This window comes from Streptomyces sp. NPDC059142 (genome assembly GCF_042755665.1).
Classification (GTDB): domain Bacteria; phylum Actinomycetota; class Actinomycetes; order Streptomycetales; family Streptomycetaceae; genus Streptomyces.
On the sequence record NZ_JBHZDA010000059.1, the window covers coordinates 15,962 to 32,565 of the forward strand.

A 16,604-nucleotide genomic window follows, 5' to 3' on the forward strand; every position below is an offset into this window, starting at 1 on the left:
GCCGAACCGCCCCGCGCGCCAGGGGATGCCGTGACGTCGGTAGGGTCGGGAGCCGACTCCGCCGGCGATCGGCGCCGACGGCAGATCCGGAGGAGCAGGCGTGACGCAGCAGTCGCCGCAGGTCCCGTCCACCGAGCCCGAGCTGTCCGGAGTACGCAACTTCCGTGATGTCGGCGGCCTTCCGACCGGGGACGGACGGCGGGTGCGGTACGGCGCGCTCTACCGCAGCGGGCATCTCGCCCACGCCGGCGTCGAGGACACCGCCTTCCTCACCGGCCTCGGACTCCACACGATCTTCGACTTCCGCAACTCCGCCGATCTGAGGCTGGACGGCACGGACGTGGCGCTGCCGGGCGTACGTCACGTGAACATCCCGCTCTCCGACCCGGCCGACGGCGCCGAGTTCTGGCGGCTGGTCCGCCACGGCGACCTCGAACAGCTCCGCGAGCTGCTCGGGGAGGGCAGGGCCGCGGCCCGGATGATCCGCTCGTACGGCGCGATCGTCACGGAGCGCACGGCGGAGCACGGCCGTCTGCTGCACGCCCTCGCGGAGGACAGTCTCCCCGCGCTGCTGCACTGCGCGGCGGGCAAGGACCGCGCCGGCCTCTCGGTGGCCGTGGTGCTGCTCGCGGTCGGGGTGGAGCCGGAGGCGATCGAGGCGGACTACCTCAAGTCGAACGACCCGCACCGCCGTTACCTCTTCCGCCGCGCCGACCGCACGCCCGCCGCGCTGCCGGAGGAGGCGTCGGCGCTGATCAGCCCGCTCTTCGACGCCCGCGCCGACTATCTCGCCGCCGCCTTCGAGACCATCGAGGGGACCTGGGGCTCCACCGACCGCTATCTCTCCGACGGCCTGGGCCTCACACCCGGGACCCGCGAACGGCTGCGCGCCCGCCTCCTCGACGAGGGCTGACGCCGCGGGCGCTCCGGCACGGCCGGGCCGTCACTGCCCCTGGGCGCCGAGCTCGAAGAGGAGATAGAGGAAGGCCGCGAAGACATGGCCGGCGACCAGATAGGCGAAGAGCCGGATCACCAGTCCGCGCGGGAACTTCTTCTCCTCGTTCATCACATGTTCCGGCGCGCCTTCGCGCGGCGCCGGCTGCTCTGTCTCCGACATGGTGGGGACCTCTCTCAGCGGGTCAGACACGGGGGGCCGGGCCACCGAGGCACAGATCGGCGGCGGGGCTCTGGAGCAGGGTGTGGACGAAGAGCAGCTCGGTCCCCTCGGGGCCGGCCGCGGCGATGCGGTGCGGGGTGAGCGAGTCGAAGTGCGCGCTGTCCCCGGGGCCGAGCAGATGCAGGGTGTCGCCCAGGCTCAGCCGGAGCCGGCCGTCGAGGACGTAGAGCCACTCCTCACCGGGGTGGACGCGGACCAGGTCACCCTGCGCCCCGTACGGGACCTGGAGCCGCAGCGGCTGCATGGCGCGGCCGGAGCCGCCCGCCTGGTGGTAGGTCCAGCCGTCGGCCTCGACGGGTTCGGCGCGGCCGGCCCGGACGATCGGCTCGCGCTCCGGAGGGGCCTCGCCGAGCAGTTCGGAGACGGTCGTTCCGTAGATCCGGGCCAGACCCAGCAGCATGGGCAGGGAGGGCTGTCTGCGCCCCGTCTCCAGCCGGGAGAGATGGGCGGGTGAGAGCCCCGCCCGCCGGGCGGCGGCCTCCAGGGTGAGCCGGCGGCCCCGGCGCAGTTCACGCAGGCGCGGCGCGACGTCGGGAAGCTGGTCGGACAGCGCGTCGGCCGCCTCTCCGGCGGAGGGTGTGCTCATACGTCCATTGCGCCAGGAACTTTCCTCCGGGGCAAATTTCTTGCCCCGGAGGCAAAAGGCTATCGGTTGGCGACGGCCTGCTTCACCAGTGTCCTCCCGAAGTCCCACATCAGTCCGCCCCCGGCGTGTGCGTCGTCCATCACGGCCGTGAAGGCCGTCACGAAGCGGTCCACCTCGCGCTCCCCGATGGTCAGGGGCGGAATCAGTTTGATCACTTCGAGATGGTCGCCGGAGACCTGGGTGAGGATCCGGTGCTTCTGGAGCAGCGGTACGACGACCATCTGGGCGAAGAGCCCCTTGCGCGCGGCCTGGAGCATCGCCCAGCGCCCGCGCAGCCGCATCGAGTCGGGCCGGCCGAACTCGATGCCGATCATCAGCCCCCGGCCGCGTACCTCGTGCAGCAGCTCGTAGCGGTCCACGAGGGCGGCCAGCCGGGATCTGAGCAGCTCGCCGGTGGCCCGCGCGCCCGCGACGACCTGCTCGTCCTCCAGCACCGACAGCACGGCCAGCCCCGCCGCCATGGCCTGGGCGTTGGAGCCGAAGCTCGCGGAGTGGACCAGGACCCGGTCCATCGAGGAGTAGACGCGCCGGAAGATCCAGTCCTTGCCGAGGGTCGCGCCGACGGGCACGTAACCGCCGGAGAGGGCCTTCGCGACGCAGACGAGGTCCGGCTCCACGCCCTCCTCGTGCTGGTACGCGTAGAAGTCGCCGGTCCTGCCGAGGCCGGTCTGCACCTCGTCGGCGATGAGCAGCGCCTTGTGGCGGTGGAGCAGCTCCTGGGCGGCGCGCAGGAAGCCGGGGGGCGCGGCGTGGACGCCCTTGCCCTGGATCGGCTCCACGATGAGTCCGGCCACATCGCCGCGGGCCAGCTCCCGCTCCAGCGCGTCGAGGTCGCCGAGCGCGATCGCGGTGTCGGGCAGCAGCGGCGCGAAGCCGTCGCGGAAGCCGTCCTCGCCGTTGACGGAGAGCGAGCCGGTGGTCAGCCCATGGAAGGCGTGGCCGCAGTAGAGGATCCTGGGGCGGCCGGTGGCGTACCGGGCGAACTTCAGGGCCGTCTCGACGGCTTCCGTACCGCTGTTGCCGAAGAACACCCGGTCCAGGTGCGGGCTGTGGGCGAGCAGCTTCTCGGCGAGGAGGCCGGGCAGCGGCTGGCAGTCGAAGCGGGTGAGGTCGGCGAGGGAGGCGTCGAGGACGTCGTGGAGCGCCTTGCGTACGACGGGGTGGTGCCGGCCGAGGCCCATCACCCCGAAGCCCGCGAGCATGTCCAGGTAGTCGTTGCCCTCCGCGTCCCAGAAGTAGGCGCCCTCGGCCCGTTCGTAGACCCGGTCGAAGCCGATGGTGTGCAGCATGCGAGGGAGCTGGTGGTTGAGGTGTCTGGTGTGCAGCTCGTAGCGCTCGGCGCCGCGCTCCGCGAGCAGCCGCGCGAGGTCGAACCCCTTGGACGGCGCCGGCGCGGGCTCGGGGGTTTCCTTCATCGCGGGCTCTCCTTCCCGGTCAGCGCGGTGGTGATCCGTCCGGCGATCTCCACCGGGGTGAGCCCGATGTCGGCCAGCACCTCGCCGCGTTTGGCGTGCGCCAGGAACTGTTCGGGGATGCCGAAGGTACGCAGCGGTACGTCGACGCCCGCGTCCCGGAGCGCCTGGCCAATGGCGGAACCCACGCCGCCGCTGCGGCAGTTGTCCTCCACGACCGCGACCAGCCGGTGCCGTTCGGCCAGCGGTGCGAGCTGTTCGTCGACGGGTTTGACCCAGCGCGGGTCGACCACGGTGCAGCCGATGCCGCGCTCCGCGAGGAGCCCGGCGGCGTCCAGGCAGACCGGGGCGAGCGCGCCGACCGCGACGAGGAGCACGTCGTCGGCGCCGTCCGGCGCCCCGCGCAGCACATCCATGCCGCCGACGCGCCCGACGGCGGGGATCTCCGGTCCCACCGCCTCCTTCGGGAAGCGCACCACGGTCGGCGCGTCGTCCACGGCCACGGCCTCGCGGAGCTGGGCGCGCAGTTGTCCGGCGTCGCGCGGCGCGGCGATCCGCAGTCCGGGGACGCACTGGAGCATGGACATGTCCCACATGCCGTTGTGGGAGGGTCCGTCCACCCCGGTGACCCCGGCGCGGTCCAGGACGAAGGTCACCCCGCAGCGGTGCAGGGCAACATCCATCAGGAGCTGGTCGAAGGCGCGGTTGAGGAAGGTCGCGTAGACGGCGACGACGGGGTGGAGGCCGCCGGTGGCGAGTCCGGCGGCGGAGACCGCCGCGTGCTGTTCGGCGATCCCCACGTCCCAGATCCGGTCGGGGAACCGCTCGGCGAACTTCGTCAGCCCCACGGGGTGCAGCATGGCCGCCGTGATCGCCACGACGTCGGGGCGCTCCTCCCCGATCTCGGCGATCTCGTCGCGGAACACCGAGGTCCAGGTGGGGGCCCCGGCGGGCGCCAGCGGCTCGCAGGTCAGCGGGTCCATCACGCCGACGGTGTGGAAGCGGTCCGCGTCGTCCTGGAGCGCGGGGGCGTAGCCGCGGCCCTTCTCGGTGAGGCAGTGCACCAGTACGGGACCGTGGAAGCGTTTGGCCCGGTGGAGGGCGGACTCCAGGGCGGCGATGTCATGGCCGTCGATCGGCCCGACGTACTTGAGGCCGAGGTCCTCGAACATCCCCTGGGGGGCGAAGGCGTCCTTGAACCCCTTCTTCGCCCCGTGCAGCGACCCGTACAGGGGGCGGCCCACGACGGGGGTGTGGTGCAGCACCTCCTTGCCCCAGGCGAGGAACCTCTCGTAGCCGTCGGTGGTGCGGAGCGTGGCGAGGTGGTCGGCGAGGCCGCCGATCGTCGGCCCGTACGAGCGTTCGTTGTCGTTGACGACGACGATCAGCGGGCGGTCCTTGGCGGCGGCGATGTTGTTCAGCGCCTCCCAGGCCATGCCGCCGGTGAGGGCGCCGTCCCCGATCACCGCGACGACATGGTCCTCGCCGCCGAGCACGTCCCGGGCCTTGGCGAGGCCGTCGGCCCAGCCGAGCACGGTGGAGGCGTGGGAGTTCTCGATGATGTCGTGCTCGGACTCCTCGCGGGAGGGGTAGCCGGAGAGGCCGCCCTTGCCGCGCAGTTTGGAGAAGTCCTTCCTGCCGGTGAGGAGTTTGTGGACGTACGCCTGATGACCGGTGTCCCACAGGATGCGGTCGGCGGGCGAGTCGAAGGCCCGGTGGAGGGCGACGGTCAGCTCCACCACCCCGAGGTTGGGCCCGAGATGGCCCCCAGTCCTCGCCACCGCCTCGATCAGGAACGCCCTGATCTCCCCGGTCAGTTCGTCGAGTTCGCTCGCCGTCAGCGCCTTGAGATCGTGCGGCCCCCGGATGTGTTCCAGGACGGACATGCTCGGCCCCCTCTCGGATTCGTGTCGCTCACGCTCTGGCGGCGGAAGCACCCGAGGGCGCCCGCCGCCGGCTCGTCCGTGGTCGGACCGTCACCGCGTCGGGACGACCGTTTCGCGGGCCGCGCGCAGGGACTCCTTGAGGGAGCCCATGGTGGCGAGGACGGCGGTCGGCTCGTAGCCGCAGTGCGCCATGCAGTTGGCGCAGCGCGGGTCCTTGCCGCGGCCGTACTTGGTCCAGTCGGTCTCCTCGATGAGCTGACGGTACGTCGGGACGTAGCCGTCGCTCATCAGGTAGCAGGGGCGCTGCCAGCCGAAGAGGGAGTAGTTGGGGATGGCCCACGCGGTGCAGGGGAAGTCGGCCTTGCCTTCGAGGAAGTCCAGGAAGAGCGGCGAGTGGTTGAGGCGCCAGCGCGCCCGGTTGCCGCCCGCGAAGGACTTCTTGAAGAGCTCCCGGGTCTGTTCGACACCCAGGAAGTGTTCCTGGTCGGGGGCCTTCTCGTAGGCGTAGGCGGGCGAGATCATCATCTCGTCCACCTTCAGGTCGTCGTTGAGGTAGTTGAGCACCTCGATGACGGTCTGCGGGGTGTCGGTGTTGAAGAAGGTGGAGTTGGTGGTCACCCGGAATCCGCGCCGCTTGGCCTCCTTGATCGCGGCGACGGCCTCGTCGAACACGCCTTCCTTGGCGACGGACTCGTCGTGCCGCTCGCGCAGCCCGTCGATGTGCACGGCGAAGGCGAAGTAGGGCGAGGGGGTGAATTTCTCGATCTTCTTCCGCAGCAGCATGGCGTTGGTGCAGAGGAAGACGTACTTCCTGCGGGCCACGAGCTGCCGGACGATCTCGTCCATCTGGGGGTGCATCAGCGGTTCGCCGCCGGCGATGGAGACCATGGGCGCCCCGGACTCCAGCACCGCCCCGACGGCCTGCGCCACGGGCATGCGCTGTTTCAGCACTCCGGCGGGATGCTGGATCTTGCCGCAGCCCTCGCACGCCAGATTGCAGGCGAAGAGGGGTTCCAGCTCGACGATGAGCGGAAACTTCTCACGCCGACGGAGCTTCTGTTCGAAGAGGTACGTCCCGACCCTGATGGTCTGACGGAGTGGCATGGCCATCTAGCTCACCTCCTGGGGAGCAGCAAAGAACGGTGCCATTCATAGAAAGCTGGGAGGACGGCACGAAGAACACGGAAGGCTGATATTCCACCGCGCACTGTGCCGATACGGACGAGCTCATGCTCCGGAGCGTCCACGACCACCCGGACGGCCGCAACCGGGCGTGGCCCGGCGGCCAGGGCGCATCGCAGCGTGGCGGCGGATTCCATGTCGACCGCGAGCGCCCCCGTGGCGCGCAGCGCGGAGCGTTCCTGACCGCGGACGACGTGGTCGGAGCCGGTCAGCGGGCCGGTGTGGACCGTGCGCCCCGGTACGGCCCTGGCCAGGGCCGCCACGAGGAGGCCGGTGTCCGTGCAGGGGGTGGCGCCGTACCGGTCGCGGGTCTGGTCGGCGACGATCAGGTCGCCCGGGTTCATCCCCGGGGTGAGTCCGGCGCAGAATCCGGCGGCGATGACGGCCGCGTCCCCGTGCCGGGGCCCGCCGAGCGCGCGTGCCACGGCCCGCTCGGCGTTTCTGGGGCCCATGCCCGTACGGAGCACGGTGACGGGGCCCGCCGCGGCGCCCCTCCCCGAACCGCGCAGGGCGACGCGCTCGATGGAGAGCGCGCAGGCGATCAGCAGTGGTGTGCCGGGACCGGCGGACGGCCCCGGGGGCCGCTCCATCAGACGCCCTGTCGGACGCCGGAGCGGGTGGTGAGGGCCTTCGGCTCCCCGTGGAGGTAGCGGCCGAGCGCCGTCAGCGGGAAGACCTGCCGGTAGAGGTGGTAGTTGATGGAGAAGTCCCACGGGAAGCCGGTGCCCGTGAAGTACGGCTCGTCCCAGGAACCGTCCTCGCGCTGGGTCGCCGCGAGCGAGGCGATGCCCCGTTCGACGGACTGGCCGCCGTGTTCCCCCGCCGCGAGGAGCGCGAGGAGCGCCCAGGCGGTCTGGGAGGCGGTGGTGGCGCCGTGCCCGATCCACTCCTCCTCACGGTAGGAGCGCAGGTCCTCGCCCCAGCCGCCGTCCTCGTTCTGGACGGATTCGAGCCAGGCGACGGCGCGCCGGATCGCGGGGTGCGAGGGCGGCAGTCCGGCGGCGGTGAGGGCGGGCACCACCGCTCCGGTGCCGTAGACGTAGTTGACGCCCCAGCGGCCGAACCAGGCGCCGGTGGTCTCCTGTTCGGCGAGCAGCCACTCGACGCCGCGCCGGGTGGCGGGGTGGTGGGACTTGCCTTCGTAGGCGAGCATCTCGACGACGTGGGCGGTCACGTCGGCGGAGGGCGGGTCGATGACCTCGCCGAAGTCGCAGAAGGGCAGCCGGTTGGGGAACGGGCTGGTGTTGTCGGCGTCGAAGGCGCCCCAGGCCCCGTTGCGCGACTGCATGCCGAGGTTCCACCGGGTGCCGCGGTCGACGGCCGCGTCGAGCCGGTCGGGGTCGGGGTGGCCGACGCGGCGCAGCGCGAGGATGACCTCTGCGGTGTCGTCGATGTCGGGGTAGTTGTCGTTGTGGAACTCGAACGCCCAGCCGCCGGGGACGAGTCCGGGTCTGCGTACCGACCAGTCGCCGGGGCGGACGATCTGTTCGCCGAGCATCCAGTCGGCGGCCTTGACCAGGGCCGGGTGGTCCGGGCTGAGTCCGGCGTCGGCGAGGGCGATGGTGGCGAGGCAGGTGTCCCAGACCGGGGACTGGCACGCCTCGATCATCCGGGCGCCGTCCTCGCGCCGGACGGCGAACCGGTCGAGCGATTCGAGTCCGGCGCGCATGACGGGGTGGTCGAGGTCGTAGCCGAGCAGGTGCAGGGCGATGACCGAGTAGACGGCGGGCGGCTGGATCCCGCCCCAGCAGCCGTCGTTCTCCTGCCGTTCGATGATCCAGCGCGCGGCGGCGTTCATCGCGGTGCGGCGCAGCAGGCGCGGGGCGAAGCGGTGGTAGGCGTGCAGGGCTCTGTCGAGCCGCTGGAAGGCGCCGTCCCAGCTCGTCACGGGGGCGAGCGGCCGGTGGGGGCGGGGGCGGGCCGCGTCGGCGTGGAGTTCGTCGAGGGCGAAGGGGGCGGGCCGTACGGGCCGCTTCGCGGAGACGATGGTGAGGGGCACGATGGTCTGCCGCGCCCAGCAGCCGAAGTCGTAGATGTTGAGCGGGAACCACTTGGGCAGGAAGATCAGTTCGGGGGGCAGTTCGGGGAGGTCGTCCCACTTCCACCAGCCGAAGAGGGCCAGCCAGATCCGGGTGAAGACCCGGCTCGCGGCGATCCCGCCGTTGTCCCGTACCCACTGGGAGGCGCGCGCCATGTGCGGGTCGTCGGGCCGGTCCCCGGCCAGTCGCAGGGCGACATAGGCCTCGATGGTGGCGGAGAGTTCGGGAGGGCCTTCGTGGAAGGTGGCCCAGGTGCCGTCGGCGCTCTGTTCGCCGCGGATGAAGAGGGCCGCCGCCTCGGTGGTACGGGGGTCCTGCACGCCCAGGAACTGACGGAGCAGCAGATCCTCGGCGTCCATCGTCACGTTGGTGGCCAGATCCCCTTTCCACCACCCCTGGGCGTCCTGCCGGCCGAGCAGGTGCTCGACGGATCGTGCGGTGGCCCGCTCGGCGGCGACCCGGAGGTCACCGCCCGCGGCGGGGAGAGTGGTGGTGTCGGTCGGTCCGCTGGCCGAGGCTGCGCGGGGTCCCAGGGCCCCGGTGCTTCCGTCGGTCGTCGCTGTCATGGCTTCCCCTTCGTGCAGTGGTGTTCTTCTGCTGTGCCTGGGGTCTCCGTCGTCCGTTGCCGGTGGCGCGGGACGGCGACTGCGGTCATATGGGAATGGTGATCATCTCTTTCGTACGACGACGAAGTCCGCGAGTGCGACGAGCTGCGCGCGGATCTTTTCCGGCATGTCCACGTGGTTCAGGGCCTCGATGGCGATGGCCTGCTGCCTGCGGGCCTCCTGGGAGGTCCACTCGCGGCCCCCCGCCTCCTCGATGAGCGCCGCCCTGGTCGCGAACTCCTCCTCGGAGAAGTGCTCGAAGTCGGTGCTCTTGGCGTCGGCGGCGAGCAGTTCGCCCAGCCGCCGGGAGGCCGGTCCTTCCGCGGCGAGCGCGGCGACGACCGGCAGGGACTTCTTGCGCTGGCGCAGGTCGCTCCAGGTCTGCTTGCCGGTGGCCTCCGGGTCGCCCCAGATGCCCAGCAGGTCGTCGACGGCCTGGAAGGCGAGACCGAGGTGGTGTCCGTACGACTCCAGGGTGTCGGCCGTGCGGTCGTCGGCGCCGCCGAGGACCGCGCCGACGGAGACGGCGCAGGCGAGCAGCGCGCCGGTCTTGTTGCCCTCCATCTCCAGGCACTCCTCGACGGTGACCCGCTCGCGGTGCTCGTAGGAGATGTCCTGGGCCTGGCCGTCGATCAGCTTGCGGGTGGCGGTGGTCAGCCGGCGGGTGGCGCGGCCCGCCTCGACGGTGCCCAGCTCCAGCAGCACCTCGTTGGCCAGCGCGAACAGCGCGTCCCCGACGAGGATGGCCTGCGCGGGGCCGTGCACCTTCCACACCGTGTCGCGGTGGCGGCGCTGCTCGTCGCCGTCCATCAGGTCGTCGTGCAGCAGCGAGAAGTTGTGGACGAGTTCCACGGCGACGGCGCCGGGCACGCCCTTCTCGGGGGCGGCGCCCGCCGCTTCCGCGGAGAGCAGGGCGAGCGCGGGGCGGACGGCCTTGCCGCCGTCGCCGTCGGCGGGGCGGCCCTCGGCGTCGATCCAGCCGAAGTGGTAGGCGGCGACGGTGTCCATGGGGGCGGCCAGCCGGTCGACGGCGGCGCGCAGGACGGGGGTGGACAGGGTCCGCCCCCGCTCCAGCAGCGCGTGGACGTCCGCGGTGTCGACAACCGGGTGGGCCGGGGGCACGGTCGGCACGGTCTCTCCTCTTGTTCCAGTACTCGTCGGTGCAGTACTCGGGCTCATGCCGCCTCCTGCAAGGGGTGGTGATGGCGGTGACCGAGTGCGGGGAGAGCGGCGCCCGCGGCGTCGAGACCGCTCCGCACCGCGCCTTCCATCGTCGCGGGCCAGCCGGTGGCGGTCCATGCGCCGGCCAGGAAGAGGCCGGGGGCTCGGGTGCGGACCGCCGGGCGGAGCCGTTCCACGCCGGGGGTGGGGGCGAACGTGGCCGTCCGCTCCCGGGTGACGAAGAAGTCCCGTACCTCCGCGCCGCGCGCGGCGGGCAGGAGGCGTTCCAGCTCGGGGAGGTAGCGCGCCCGCAGCTCCGCGACCGGGGTGTCGATCTCGTCCTGGGCGGCGGACTGGGAGACCGCCAGGTACTGGCCGTCCGTCAGTCCCGAGGCGTGCGTGCGGTCGAAGACCCACTGGACGGGCGAGCCCAGCGCGGCGAAGAACGGGCGGCGCAGTACCCGGCGGCCGTACACGACGTGGAGGTTGAGGATGGGCGCGGTGGCGATGTCCAGCAGCCGGTCGGGGGCGTCGAGCGCGCCCTCGGGCAGCAGGGCGTGGGCCTCGCGCTGGGGTACGGCGAGGACGACGGCGTCCGCGTCGAGCCGTTCGCCGTCCAGGTCGACGTGCCAGCCGCCGCCGTCGGCGCGGGAGACCCCGCCGACCCGGGCGCGCGTCCCGGTCCGTACGCCGGCGGCGTCCAGCGCCTTGCGGGCGAGGGTGTCGTGCACGTCGCCGAGCGGGACGTGGGACCAGCCGATGTCGGCGGCGCCGGGTTCGGAGAGCAGCCCGGTCTTGAAGACCATCGCGGCGAGCGCCAGGGAGGCGTTCGGCGCGGTCGCGTTGAGGGTGGCCACCCCGACGAGGTCCCAGAGGGCTTCGACGGTACGGGCCGACTGTCCGTGGCGGTGGAGCCAGGTGGCGAAGTCGGTGCCGTCCAGCGCCGGGTCCGTGAGGTCGAGCCGCTGGAGCGCGAAGGCGGCGCGGGCGACGGAGGCACGCTCGGCGAGCGAGAGGTGCGGGTACGCGGCGAGGCCGGGCGCGAGGTGCAGCGGTACGGGCAGGGCGGTGCGGCGGATCCGGCCGAGCCGGGGCCGCTCACGGCCGACGTCGAGGACGGGCACGTCGAGCCGGTCCTGGAGGGGGGCGAGCGCGGCGCCGTCCACCCGGTCGAGGAACCAGCGGTACGCGGTGCAGCAGCGCAGGTAGACGTGCTGGCCGTTGTCGACGGTGAGGTCGCCGCGGCGGAAGGAGAAGGCGAGTCCGCCGAGGCGCGGCCTGCCTTCGAGGAGGGTCACGGCCACCCCCGCGTCGGCGAGGTGGAGGGCCGCGGTCATCCCGGCGAGTCCGCCGCCGACCACCACGGCACGGCGGACCCGGCCTCCGTCGGCCGTCGTCATGCGTTCCCCCTTGTCGCCGGACCCGTCGGGCGGTTCGGTCCCGCCGAGCCCTCCGCAGTCAGGGACGCGTCATGTCCGTTCGAGGTTGAGCATCCTTCGTACGGACATCCGTACGAAGGGGCGGGGGCGACCGGTCTCGGCTCCCGCATCAGCCGCGCCTCCTGACGGCCTGCCGGGAGATGGTCCTGGCGTCGAGACCGGAGAGGCCGCGCACGGCGACGTACGCCTTCTCGTGGCCGGGGAGCGAGACCCGGCCGCGGAGCACGGCCCCGGGGTCGCGCTCGATACGGTCGAGCAGCCGGCGGTAGATGCCGGCCATGGCGGCGACACAGGCGCCGCTGCGCCGGTCGAGCATGGGCAGCAGCCGGTAGCCCTCGGCGAAGAGCGCGCGGGCGCGGCGGACCTCGAAGTGGACCAGTCCGGCGAAGTCGGCGTCCGGCGCCGGGGTGGCGCTGCGGAACCCGGCGGAGCAGCCGAACTTGGCGAGGTCGTCGGCGGGCAGGTACGTCCGGCCGTTGCCCGCGTCCTCGCGGACGTCCCGGAGGATGTTGGTGAGCTGGAGGGCGAGCCCCAGCGTGTCGGCGTACTCTGCGGCGCGCTCGGCCCCGGGGGCGCCGGGCGCGGTGCCGAAGACACCGAGGGAGACCCGGCCGATGGCGCCCGCGACGCACCGGCAGTAGACCTTGAGGTCGTCCCAGGTCTCGTAGGTGTCGCCCCTGACGTCCATGAGGACGCCGTCGATCAGCTCGTCGAGCCCGTCGAGGGGCACCGGGAAGCGGCGTGCCGTGTCCGCGACGGCGACCGCCACGGGGTCGGTGTCGTCGTCGTCCACCTCGCCGGCCCTCACCCGGTCCAGCAGCGCCCGGGTCTCTTCGAGCCGGGTCTGCTTGGCCTCCGGCGCGAGCGTGCCGTCCCCGATGTCGTCCACCCTCCGGGAGAAGGCGTACAGCGCGGACATGGCCTGCCGCTTGTCGGTCGGCAGCAGCCTGATGCCGTAGGCGAAATTACGGGCCTGCTGACCGGTGACGGCCTCGCAGTAGCTGTAGGCCGCCAGTACCGGCGCGGACATGGGCGTCTGTCCCTCCACGTTCCGGCTCACCCCTCTCTGTGCGCACTTCGCAAGACAGCTCCCACTTCGCGCAGCAGACGCGGCGTGGTGGGTTTGGGCGGCCCGGGGAGCACATCGTGCCCGGCCGCCGCGATCGAAGCGAGGGCGGCGCGCCCGCCCGCCACAAATCCGGCGAGGAGGAGACGGAGCCTGCCGTGGACGCTGCCCACCAGGGCGGTGCCTTCGTCCAGCAGCAGGCGGGCGCGTTCGGCCTCGTGGGCGACCAGGGAACGTACGGAGGCGTTCGCGGTGGGAGCGGCCAGGTCCGCCTCGGTGACACGGAAACGTTTCATGTCCTCGGCGGGGAGGTAGATCCGGTCGCGGCCGAGGTCCTCGGTCACGTCCTGGAGGTGTTCGACGATCTGGAGCGCCGTGCAGACGGCGTCGGAGCGGCGCAGCCGCTCGGGGGTCGCGGTGCCGGTGATCCCGAGGACGAGGCGGCCGACCGGGTTGGCGGAGAGTTCGCAGTAGGCGAGCAGGTCGTCGTAGGTCTCGTACCGCCGCACCACCTGGTCCTGGCGGTTGGCCCCGATCAGTCCGAGGAACGGCTCGGGAGGCAGGGAGCGGCGCCGTACGGTCGGGATCAGGGCGCGCAGCAGCGGGTGGCCGGGCGCGGGGCCGTCGGGGTCGAAGACCCGCCGCAGGTCGGTCTCGAAGGCGTCGAGCACGGCGGTCCTGTCGTCGGCGAGCGCGGGGGCGACGCCCAGGTGGCGGGCGTCGGCGCCGCCGGGGGCGAGGTCGCCGTCACCGATGTCGTCGACGAGGCGGGCGTATCCGTACACGGCCATCAGGTCGTCGCGCCAGGCGCGCGGAAGGAAGAAGGGGGCCACGGGGAAGTTCTCGTCCGCGGCCTTGCCGAGCGTGGCGCGCGAGGCGTGGTCGGGGCGCGCGTCCGGGACGCCCGTCACCGTGCGCTACCCGTTACGCGGACGGCGGAATCCTCGCGGAGCTGGAGATTTTCCGTCATTGCCGTCACATCTCCCGTTCTACACTGCCGACCCAATACATCCCATTTCGGACACGCCGCCCGTGCCTCCCAGTACCCGAGGCCCGCTGACAGCCGGGTCGCCCAGGGGTATCGCCCCACTTGCCGCGAATCGGCCCGGCCCAGCTTACGTTGTACAACCCGGAGGAACACGCCGGGGTGTTGGTCGTATGACAACAACGTGGCCATACCCGCCAACCTTCCCCTGACTCACCGGACTTGACCGATCTTTGACCCAGGGTGATCGGTTCGTGCCATGACAACGCCCCCGTCCGATCGCTGTGGCGGGGGCGTTGCCGTACCTCTCGGGCGGCCGGGCCTACTTGCCGGTCTCCTTCTCGTACGCCTTGATGACCTCGTCGGTCGGGCCGTCCATCAGCAGCTCGCCCTTCTCCAGCCACAGCACCCGGTCGCAGGTGTCCCTGATCGACTTGTTGCTGTGACTGACGAGGAAGACCGTGCCGGCCTCCTTGCGCAGCTCACGGATCCGCTGCTCGGAGCGGATCTGGAACTTGCGGTCCCCGGTGGCCAGGGCCTCGTCGATCATCAGTACGTCATGGTCCTTGGCGGCGGCGATGGAGAACCGCAGCCGGGCGGCCATGCCCGAGGAGTACGTACGCATCGGGAGCGTGATGAAGTCGCCCTTCTCGTTGATGCCGGAGAAGTCGACGATCGACTGGTAGCGCTCACGGATCTGCTCACGCGACATCCCCATGGCCAGACCGCCCAGGATGACGTTGCGTTCACCGGTCAGATCGTTCATCAGCGCGGCGTTGACGCCGAGCAGGGACGGCTGGCCGTCGGTGTAGACCTTGCCGCTCTCGGCGGGCAGCAGCCCCGCGATGGCGCGCAGCAGGGTCGACTTGCCGGAACCGTTGGTGCCGATCAGGCCGATCGCCTCGCCGCGGTACGCGGTGAAGGTGACGCCCCGGACGGCGTGGACCTTGCGGACGCCCCGCGACTCCCCCTTGTCGCGGCGGAGTATGCGGCTCAGCGCCGCGGTCGCGCTGCCCTTGCCACCGCTGCCGCCGTTGACGCGGTACACGATGTGCACGTCGTCGGCGATGACCGTGGGGATGCGTCCTTGGTTGTTGTCCTCAGCCACGGCCGTACCGCTCCTCAGCCTTCCAGAAATACACGAAACCGACGGCGCCCAGCAGCACGGACCAGGCCAGTGCGACGAGCCAGACGTGCGCGGGCAGATTCTCCGAGCCGTAGCCGTCGATCAGCGCGAACCGGACCAGATCCATGTAGATCGCGGCCGGGTTGTACTGGAGCACGTCGGCGATCCACCCCGGCTTGCCCTGGAGCATGATCGGGATGGAGAACATCACGCCCGACGCGTACATCCACGTACGCATCACGAAGGGCATGAGCTGGGCCAGGTCGGGTGTCTTGCTGCCCAGGCGCGCCATGATCAGCGCCAGACCGGTGTTGAAGAGGAACTGGAGCGCCAGGGCGGGCAGCACCAGCAGCCAGCTCAGGCTCGGGTAACTCCCGAAGATGACCGCCACGGTGACCAGCACGACCATGGAGAAGAGGAGTTGCTGGAGCTGCTGGAGGGAGAAGGAGACCGGCAGCGACGCCCGGGGGAAGTGCAGGGCCCGGACGAGCCCCAGATTCCCGGAGATGGCGCGGACCCCGGCCATCACCGAGCTCTGGGTGAAGGTGAAGACGAAGACGCCGGTGACCAGGAACGGGACGAAGACCTCCTGCGGGATGCCCCGCTTGGTCTGGAGGATCAGCCCGAAGATCAGGTAGTAGACGGCCGCGTTCAGCAGCGGGGTCGCCACCTGCCAGAGCTGCCCGAGCTTCGCCTGGCTGTACTGGGCCGTGAGCTTCGCCTGGGAGAACGCCAGGATGAAGTGCCGACGGCCCCAGAGCTGCCGGACGTAGTCGCGCAGCCCTGGCCGGGCACCGCTCACCGACAGGCCGTACTTGGCGGCGAGCTCCGCCGCAGACAGACCGTCGTCGGGCGACGGGGGGGCGCTCACAGCGATCGCACCCTCATGGGTTGTGTCACTCACAAGTTGAAACTTTCGTGTTCAAGATGCGCAGCCGGTCGGGCACAGGCGCGGGCGGCCAGGCCCCGGGGATTGACCCGATGCTCTCAGAACTGAGCTTGTCAGATGACAGGCGGTCGGCCCAGCCGGGTCAGCCGCCATACCGTACGCCACTTCATGGGACGCCGCGGACCGCACGGCGTCGCCCAGCCTTCCCGGAACCCGCCGAACCACGCCGCGAGAGCGGGCCGGGACGGACGTCGTACCAGGGTGAGCAGCAGCCATACGCCGAGATAGAGGGGGACAACGGGGGCGGGGAGGTTACGGCGGGCCAGCCAGACCCGGTTCCGGGCCACCATGCGGTGGTAGACGGCGTGCCGGGACGGCGGCATCGTCGGGTGGTTCAGCACCATGTCGGAGCGGTAGTCGATCATCCACCCGGCGTCCAGGGCCCGCCAGGCGAGATCGGTCTCCTCATGGGCGTAGAAGAAGTCCTCGGGCAGCGGGCCGACCTCCGCGAGGACCTTCGTCCGTACGGCGCTGGCGCCGCCCAGGAAGGTCGTCACGCGGGAGGAGCGCAGCGGGTCGGAGGCGCGCAGCCGGGGCACGTGTCTGCGCTGGGTGAGCCCGGTCTCCGGGTCGGTGATCCGGAAGCTCACGATCCCGAGGACGGGGTCGGCGGCGAAGGCGTCGCGGATCAGCGTGGCCGTGTCGGTCCTGGGCAGCAGTCCGTCGTCGTCCAGGAAGAGCAGGACGTCCACGTCGGAGCCGGCCGGGCCGAACGCCTCGATGCCGATGTTGCGGCCGCCGGGGATGCCCAGGTTCTCCGGCACCTCCACGGTCCGTACGCCGGGCGGAACGGCGCCCACCGGGGCACCGTTCCCGACCACGACGATCTCGACGGGGTCGCCGTCCTGACGGACGACGGAGTCGAGCAGCGCACGCAGGTCGCCGGGGCGGTCACCCATCGTGATGATCACCGCGCCGAGCCGCACGTCGG

At 71.7% G+C, this 16,604-nt stretch carries 15 protein-coding genes; 1 reads left to right on the forward strand and 14 read right to left on the reverse strand.

Annotated features, from left to right (window positions below; all coding sequences use genetic code 11):
- The first annotated feature begins 100 nt into the window (after window positions 1-100).
- On the forward strand, window positions 101-913 hold the full coding sequence (locus ACFXPK_RS21170; RefSeq protein ID WP_385077574.1) for a tyrosine-protein phosphatase: 813 nt from the start codon (window positions 101-103) through the stop codon (window positions 911-913).
- Window positions 914-943: 30 nt separating this feature from the next.
- Here ACFXPK_RS21170 and ACFXPK_RS21175 read toward each other — a convergent pair whose 3' ends face one another.
- The 14 genes from ACFXPK_RS21175 to ACFXPK_RS21240 all read right to left on the reverse strand — a co-directional run bounded on the left by ACFXPK_RS21175 (window position 944) and on the right by ACFXPK_RS21240 (window position 16,599).
- Window positions 944-1,117: a DUF6126 family protein gene (locus ACFXPK_RS21175; RefSeq protein WP_385000986.1), complete on the reverse strand. Its 174-nt coding sequence runs from the start codon at window positions 1,115-1,117 to the stop codon at window positions 944-946.
- A gap of 22 nt (window positions 1,118-1,139) precedes the next feature.
- Complete coding sequence (locus ACFXPK_RS21180; protein ID WP_385000989.1) at window positions 1,140-1,763, reverse strand: helix-turn-helix domain-containing protein; 624 nt, start codon at window positions 1,761-1,763, stop codon at window positions 1,140-1,142.
- A gap of 59 nt (window positions 1,764-1,822) precedes the next feature.
- Window positions 1,823-3,238, reverse strand: a complete 1,416-nt coding sequence (locus ACFXPK_RS21185) for an aspartate aminotransferase family protein (protein ID WP_385000991.1) — start codon at window positions 3,236-3,238, stop codon at window positions 1,823-1,825.
- Window positions 3,235-5,121, reverse strand: coding sequence for a 1-deoxy-D-xylulose-5-phosphate synthase (gene dxs / locus ACFXPK_RS21190; protein WP_385077579.1), 1,887 nt, complete (start codon window positions 5,119-5,121; stop codon window positions 3,235-3,237). The genes ACFXPK_RS21185 and dxs overlap by 4 nt, the downstream gene beginning before the upstream one ends.
- A gap of 90 nt (window positions 5,122-5,211) precedes the next feature.
- Entirely contained in the window at window positions 5,212-6,231 is a 1,020-nt protein-coding gene (gene hpnH / locus ACFXPK_RS21195) for an adenosyl-hopene transferase HpnH (protein WP_385001165.1), read from the reverse strand.
- Window positions 6,232-6,236: 5 nt separating this feature from the next.
- Window positions 6,237-6,893, reverse strand: a complete 657-nt coding sequence (locus ACFXPK_RS21200; protein WP_385001162.1) for a 1-hydroxy-2-methyl-2-butenyl 4-diphosphate reductase — start codon at window positions 6,891-6,893, stop codon at window positions 6,237-6,239.
- The gene (shc, locus tag ACFXPK_RS21205; protein ID WP_385077583.1) at window positions 6,893-8,908 is read right to left on the reverse strand and encodes a squalene--hopene cyclase; all 2,016 of its coding nucleotides are present in this window, start codon (window positions 8,906-8,908) and stop codon (window positions 6,893-6,895) included. Before shc ends, ACFXPK_RS21200 begins: the two co-directional genes overlap by 1 nt.
- A 102-nt stretch (window positions 8,909-9,010) precedes the next feature.
- A complete protein-coding gene (locus ACFXPK_RS21210; RefSeq protein WP_385001156.1) occupies window positions 9,011-10,126 on the reverse strand; it encodes a polyprenyl synthetase family protein in 1,116 nt (371 codons plus the stop codon).
- Complete coding sequence (gene hpnE, locus ACFXPK_RS21215; RefSeq protein ID WP_385077586.1) at window positions 10,123-11,508, reverse strand: hydroxysqualene dehydroxylase HpnE; 1,386 nt, start codon at window positions 11,506-11,508, stop codon at window positions 10,123-10,125. The genes ACFXPK_RS21210 and hpnE overlap by 4 nt, the downstream gene beginning before the upstream one ends.
- A 148-nt stretch (window positions 11,509-11,656) precedes the next feature.
- Window positions 11,657-12,607, reverse strand: a complete 951-nt coding sequence (gene hpnD, locus ACFXPK_RS21220; protein ID WP_385077589.1) for a presqualene diphosphate synthase HpnD — start codon at window positions 12,605-12,607, stop codon at window positions 11,657-11,659.
- The gene (gene hpnC, locus ACFXPK_RS21225; protein WP_385001147.1) at window positions 12,604-13,524 is read right to left on the reverse strand and encodes a squalene synthase HpnC; all 921 of its coding nucleotides are present in this window, start codon (window positions 13,522-13,524) and stop codon (window positions 12,604-12,606) included. The genes hpnD and hpnC overlap by 4 nt, the downstream gene beginning before the upstream one ends.
- Before the next feature lie 396 nt (window positions 13,525-13,920).
- Window positions 13,921-14,706, reverse strand: coding sequence for an ABC transporter ATP-binding protein (locus ACFXPK_RS21230; RefSeq protein WP_385001144.1), 786 nt, complete (start codon window positions 14,704-14,706; stop codon window positions 13,921-13,923).
- Entirely contained in the window at window positions 14,699-15,628 is a 930-nt protein-coding gene (locus ACFXPK_RS21235; protein ID WP_385001141.1) for an ABC transporter permease, read from the reverse strand. The genes ACFXPK_RS21230 and ACFXPK_RS21235 overlap by 8 nt, the downstream gene beginning before the upstream one ends.
- Before the next feature lie 98 nt (window positions 15,629-15,726).
- Entirely contained in the window at window positions 15,727-16,599 is an 873-nt protein-coding gene (locus ACFXPK_RS21240) for a glycosyltransferase family 2 protein (RefSeq protein ID WP_385077615.1), read from the reverse strand.
- Window positions 16,600-16,604: the final 5 nt, after the last annotated feature.

Bases quoted from the DNA above. Each gene is read 5' to 3' on its own strand.
- hpnH (WP_385001165.1), bottom strand. From the start codon at position 6,231: ATGGCCATGCCACTCCGTCAGACCATCAGGGTCGGGACGTACCTCTTC.
- ACFXPK_RS21210 (WP_385001156.1), bottom strand. From the start codon at position 10,126: ATGAGCCCGAGTACTGCACCGACGAGTACTGGAACAAGAGGAGAGACC.
- ACFXPK_RS21200 (WP_385001162.1), bottom strand. From the start codon at position 6,893: ATGGAGCGGCCCCCGGGGCCGTCCGCCGGTCCCGGCACACCACTGCTG.
- shc (WP_385077583.1), bottom strand. From the start codon at position 8,908: ATGACAGCGACGACCGACGGAAGCACCGGGGCCCTGGGACCCCGCGCA.
- ACFXPK_RS21185 (WP_385000991.1), bottom strand. From the start codon at position 3,238: ATGAAGGAAACCCCCGAGCCCGCGCCGGCGCCGTCCAAGGGGTTCGAC.
- ACFXPK_RS21180 (WP_385000989.1), bottom strand. From the start codon at position 1,763: ATGAGCACACCCTCCGCCGGAGAGGCGGCCGACGCGCTGTCCGACCAG.
- ACFXPK_RS21175 (WP_385000986.1), bottom strand. From the start codon at position 1,117: ATGTCGGAGACAGAGCAGCCGGCGCCGCGCGAAGGCGCGCCGGAACAT.
- hpnE (WP_385077586.1), bottom strand. From the start codon at position 11,508: ATGACGACGGCCGACGGAGGCCGGGTCCGCCGTGCCGTGGTGGTCGGC.
- dxs (WP_385077579.1), bottom strand. From the start codon at position 5,121: ATGTCCGTCCTGGAACACATCCGGGGGCCGCACGATCTCAAGGCGCTG.